The organism is Rodentibacter sp. (assembly GCF_057314195.1).
This window is the reverse complement of sequence record NZ_DBHLAM010000036.1, coordinates 1-5,570: the sequence shown is the minus strand read 5'-3', so window position 1 is coordinate 5,570 and position 5,570 is coordinate 1. Positions and strand designations below refer to the sequence as shown.

At 41.8% G+C, this 5,570-nt stretch carries 4 protein-coding genes and 2 pseudogenes; 5 read left to right on the top strand and 1 reads right to left on the bottom strand.

Annotation, left to right across the window (positions count from 1 at the left end):
* Nucleotides 1–428 (bottom strand): annotated as a pseudogene (locus ACO59Y_RS05485) (hypothetical protein); the annotation flags it as partial.
* A 240-nt stretch (nt 429–668) separates the two neighbouring features.
* Between ACO59Y_RS05485 and ACO59Y_RS05480 the strand changes: the two are divergent.
* The 5 genes and pseudogenes from ACO59Y_RS05480 to ACO59Y_RS05460 form a co-directional block, all read left to right on the top strand.
* A complete protein-coding gene (locus ACO59Y_RS05480) occupies nt 669–2,348 on the top strand; it encodes a solute:sodium symporter family transporter (protein WP_486131353.1) in 1,680 nt (559 codons plus the stop codon).
* Nucleotides 2,348–3,793: a sulfatase family protein gene (locus ACO59Y_RS05475; RefSeq protein WP_486131351.1), complete on the top strand. Its 1,446-nt coding sequence runs from the start codon at nt 2,348–2,350 to the stop codon at nt 3,791–3,793. Before ACO59Y_RS05480 ends, ACO59Y_RS05475 begins: the two co-directional genes overlap by 1 nt.
* Before the next feature lie 80 nt (nt 3,794–3,873).
* Nucleotides 3,874–4,686, top strand: coding sequence for a D-hexose-6-phosphate mutarotase (locus ACO59Y_RS05470; protein WP_486131349.1), 813 nt, complete (start codon nt 3,874–3,876; stop codon nt 4,684–4,686).
* A 111-nt stretch (nt 4,687–4,797) separates the two neighbouring features.
* Nucleotides 4,798–5,361 (top strand): translation initiation factor IF-3, encoded by a 564-nt coding sequence (gene infC, locus ACO59Y_RS05465; protein ID WP_486131355.1) that lies wholly within the window; start codon nt 4,798–4,800, stop codon nt 5,359–5,361.
* A gap of 142 nt (nt 5,362–5,503) precedes the next feature.
* A pseudogene (locus ACO59Y_RS05460) lies at nt 5,504–5,570 on the top strand (50S ribosomal protein L35); the annotation flags it as partial.

Genomic DNA, 5,570 nt, shown 5'->3' with positions numbered 1-5,570 from the left:
GCATAGGCGGCCTGCAAGGCCCAAGAAAAACGGCTTGGTTGAATCCGTTGCAGCGATTTAGATGTCGTTTTGAGCACCGCATTGGCGGGGTGGGCGGTATCGGTATCAGTATCAGCATTGGCGTTGACATCGGTATTGACATCGGCATCGGTATTAGCATCGGCATTGAAATCGGTGAGAACCAGTTGATTAATCGGAAAGCATGGTGCTTCGTTGACCGGAAAAGCAACAGATTTCATTTTTTCGCTTTCCAAGTGCACGTTTGGATTTTGCACTTGCTGAGCTTGAATTTCCGCATCAAGCGCGGTTTGTTGTTGCTGTTGGCGGGCACTGAATTGCTTTTCGGCGGTGGAGGGGGTGGTGGGGACGGCCTCTATAAAAGAGGGAAGGCTTAGACAAAGTACGGGAAATAGGTAAGTCGGTTTCATATTTTTCTCAGTTAAAAATTTAGCGAGAGAGTAGGGCGGTTAAACACTGGATGCAAAGGAGGAGCGAAAATTCTGTGATCTGATTCAATTTTTAGAAGAAAAAAGAGTTAAAAATCGTTAATTTATGGAAATTCTGTAATCTGTGATCCCTCTCACAATGCCAATATGACAATAATCATAAGCTTTTGAAAAGCGTTGTATTATTTTTATGCCATGTTAGTTATATTGGGAGGACAACATATGTTTATAACAATACTTAGCTTCCTCATCGTAACCGGTTTGGTGGCATATATCTCTTGGTTAAAAACGAAGAATGATGACCTTAGTACGTCTAAGGGTTATTTCTTGGCCGGGCGTGGCTTAAGTGGCTTGGTGATTGGTTGCTCAATGGTTCTTACTTCACTTTCTACCGAGCAACTTATTGGCGTGAACGCTGTATCATATAAAGGCAACTTTTCTATTATCGCGTGGACGGTGCCGACGGTGATACCACTTTGTTTTCTGGCGCTTTATATGTTGCCGAAATATTTGCGTAACGGCTATACCACAGTACCCGAGTTTTTCGAAAGCCGTTTCGACCGTCAAACTCGTTTGATTATGTCCACGCTATTCCTAATTTTTTACCTTTTAATCGTCATTCCAACTGCACTTTATACCGGTGCGATTGCGTTTAATAAAATCTTTAATTTGGAAACTGCATTCGGCTTGAGTTATGGCGCAGCGATTACCTATACGGTGATTGCTATCGGCGTGGTGGGCGCGATTTATGCGATTTTCGGCGGTTTGAAAGCGGTTGCTGTGTCAGATACGATTAATGCGGTGATTTTGGTTGTCGGTGCGTTACTTGTGCCATTTTTTGCATTGATGTATTTAGGCGAAGGCAGTTTTACAGCAGGGTTAAATACCATCACAACAAGCCATATTGAAAAATGGAATGCCATAGGAAGTGAAACCGACGCCACACCTTGGCCGACCATTTTTACCGGTATTATGGTGGTGCACTTTTTCTATTGGACAACCAACCAAGCTATCGTGCAACGTTGTTTGGGAGCGAAAGATTTAAAATCCGGGCAAAAAGGGATTTTAATTGCGGCATTATTTTTATTGACCTTACCGATTATCTTAAACTTACCGGGCTTATTAAGCTTCCATATTTTGGGTGAAGGAATAAATCCGATTGATGCGTCTTATCCACTATTGGTGAATAAAGTATTGCCAACGTGGTTGCAAGGCTTCTTTATTGCGGCGTTATTTGGAGCGATCTTAAGTACTTTTAACTCTTTCTTAAACTCTGCCGCAACCATTTACTGTAAAGACTTATTGCCTTCTATCAGTAAAAAAGTGCGGTCGGAACAAGAGTTAATTATATATGCGAAAAAAGTTTCCACTATTATGGCGATTGTTACTATGATTTTCGCGCCATTATTGATGTTCGGTACAGACGGTATTTTCTTAATTACTAAACGTTTTGCTGGTTTCGTAAATATTCCAATCGTCGCCTTATTTGCCGTAGGGATGTTTAATAAAACCGTTTCAGGCACAGCTGCGCGTATCGCTTTACTTGCCCACGTTATCCTGTATTTCTGCATCGTTTGGGTCTTTGACGTTAAAATTAATTTCGTGTATGTCATGGGCGGCTTATTCGTATTCGATGTGGTATTGATGCTGTTCTTAGGTCAATTCTTACGTCGCGAGCCTTACATAGAAAACAAGGAAAATCTAGGTGATGTGGATTTAACCAACTGGAAATATTTGAAAGTCACTAGTGTATCTTTAATCTTAGGTTTGCTCGCCCTTTATACTTTCCTTTCACCAATCGGCATGGCTTCCGAAAGCGGTAATCCGTTAATGGTATTAGGCGTGTGGGTAGTATTGCAACTTATCGTGTTGTTGGTTGTACGGAATAAAGAGGCTAAATAATGAACATTATCTATATTCTATTGGATCAGGTGCGTAAAGATATGATTGGTGCTTACGGGCACCAAATCGTCAAGACTCCTAACCTCGATCGTTTGGCAAAAGAAGGCATTCGTTTCAACAATGCTTTTACGCCGGCATCGGTGTGTGGCCCGGCACGTACGTCGTTATTTACCGGATTAATGCCATCTTCCCACGGCATTATCCGTAATGGCGAAAAGGGTGGTACGGGTGAGATCAGCCGAGATGCACCGAATATTGGTAATCTGAAGGGATACAATACCTATGTATTGGGTAAATGGCACGTGGGTACCAAATCTGTACCGGAAGATTACGGCATTCAAGGGCATAACTTCGACGGCTACGGTTATCCGGGCAGTGGCGTGTATAAAAATCTGGTGTTCAATCAACCTCCGACCCATTCCAATCGTTATAAAGAATGGCTGGAAGAAAAAGGCTACGAGATTCCCGAAGTAAGTCGTGCGTATTTCGGCGACAACCCACATTTGCGCGTGCAAGAACTATGCGGGCTACTTTCCGGCAGCAAGGAACAAACCATTCCGTATTTCATCATTGATGAAGCGAAAAAATACATTCAGCAATCTCTTGATGAAGATAAACCGTTTTTCGCTTGGATTAATTTCTGGGGGCCGCATACTCCTTGTATCGTGCCGGAACCTTATTATTCAATGTATCGCAAAGAAGACGTGGTGTTGGATGAAAGTTTCTTTAAACCGCTGGAAGGTAAACCGGGACATTTCCGTACCATTTCCAAAATGTGGGGCATGTGGGAAGCGAGCGAAGATCATTGGAAAGAGGTGATTACCAAATTCTGGGGCTATATTACACTCATTGATGATGCTATCGGCGAGCTATTCGCGTTCTTGGAAAACAATCGAATTTATGATCGCACTTTTATGGTGGCGACAGCCGATCATGGCGATGCTATGGGCGCACACCGGATGATCGAAAAAGGCGAGTTTATGCTTGACACCACCTACAATATTCCGATGATCATCAAAGATCCGCGTTCCAATCGAGTGAATCAGCAAGATGACAACTTGGTTTATTTGCATGACTTAACTTCCACCGTGTACGATTTAGCCAATCAACCGGTTCCGAAGGAATTTGAAGGGGAGAGTATTTTGCCGATTGTGCGGCACAATCAAGACAACGAGCGTAAAGGCGTGTTGGCGCAACTTGCCGGCCATTTCGTGTATTTTGAACAACGCATGTGGCACCGCAAAGATTATAAGTTGGTCTTTAATGCCTCCGATGTGTGCGAGCTATATGATGTGCGCAAAGATCCGGGCGAAATGCACAATTTGTTCTATGATTTGAATTATCGGGATGTGAAAAAAGAAATGTTGGAAGAAATGCGAGCCGAAATGCAACGGCTTGGCGATCCGTTGGAAAACTGGGTTTATCGCATTATTAACGAGATTTAATTGATTTTTGTTAAAAGAATTAAGGTGGGGCGTAGTAAACATGCGCCCTCTGTTCGTTTTATTTATCATCGGACAACAATATGAAAACTACATTGTTAAAAACACTAACACCTGAACTTCATTTAATCCGACAAAATGATATCCCCATACTTTATTTGAAACACACTGTTGGCACCGCAAAAATTGCGCTGCAAGGCGCGCAACTTATTAGTTGGCAACCTAAAAATGCGGATAAGGATGTTTTATGGTTAAGTGAAATTGAACCTTTTCAAAGCGGTGTTGCAATTCGTGGTGGTGTGCCGATTTGTTATCCTTGGTTCGGCAGCGTAAAACAACCTGCGCACGGTACTGCGCGTATTCGTTTATGGCAGCTGAGCCATTACGATATATCAGCACAAAAAGTGCGATTAGAATTTGAATTATTTTCAGAATTGAACATTATTGAAGCGAAAGTGAAGATGATTTTTGCCGATACTTGCCATATTACCTTCACGCATTATGGTGAAGAACCGGCGCAAGCTGCGTTACATAGCTACTTTAATGTGGGAGATATTAGTCAAGTTGAAGTAGTAAATTTGCCGACGGTTTGCTTTAATAGCCTAACGAAACGCCAAGAAAATGTGCCTTCTCCGCGTAAAATTAATGAAAATGTAGATTGTATTTATGCGGCGGAGAAAATGCGGAATCAAATTATTGACAGGGCGTTTAATCGTAGAATTGAATTACATCATCATAATGCAAGTCAAATTGTGCTTTGGAACCCATGGCATAAAGAGACCGGTGCCATGAGCAAACAAGCCTATCGATACATGATTTGTTTGGAAACTGCAAGAATCAATCGGTTACTTGAATTCGGTGAAAGTATAAGCGTAGAAATTGCGGTAACGGGTTAAATTTTGTTGCATCAAATTTATGAATACTATAAAATCCGCGCGTTTTTGCTCATTTTTCATGGGTAGCCAAAATCAGAACCTTTTGCTTGTCGCGAGAGGTTTTTTAGTTAAATACATAGAAGGAATACGATTATTAAAACCGTAAAAAAAGCGCCGGCAGTCAATCGCCCAAATCGCATTAACGATGAAATTCGTGTGAAAGAAGTTCGTTTAATTGATCAAGATGGTGAACAAGCAGGGATTGTTTCCGTCCAACAAGCGTTAGAGATGGCAGAGCAAGCGGAGCTTGATCTTGTGGAAATCAGCCCGAATGCGGAGCCGCCGGTTTGCCGAATTATGAATTACGGTAAATTCCTTTACGAGAAGAGTAAAACCGCTAAAGAGCAAAAGAAAAAACAAAAAATCGTACAAGTAAAGGAAATTAAATTTCGTCCGGGTACGGATGAAGGTGATTACCAAGTTAAGTTACGTAGTCTAATCCGCTTCTTAGAAGATGGCGATAAAGCAAAAATTACTGTGCGCTTCCGCGGTCGTGAAATGGCTCATCAAGATATTGGTTTTGAGGTCTTGGAACGTGTGAAGAATGATTTAGCCGAGATTTCCGTGGTTGAATCCGCACCGGGTAAATTAGAAGGTCGCCAAGCAGTGATGGTGTTAGCACCAAAGAAAAAATAAGAATTTTGCTGGGGATTCTCAGCGAATTTTTTTGTTTAAGCTTAGCTTAAATGAAAAGACAATTGCACGTTGGGCACACTACGCAGCCTAACTGCTTTTGAGAAAGGCAATTTAGTTTGCCTTATGATGGAAATAATCAGCGCTTCCAAGTAACGTTTTAAGTTCGCCTGATTATGTTGTTTTAAACGAAAAATGCGGAGTTATTTTAA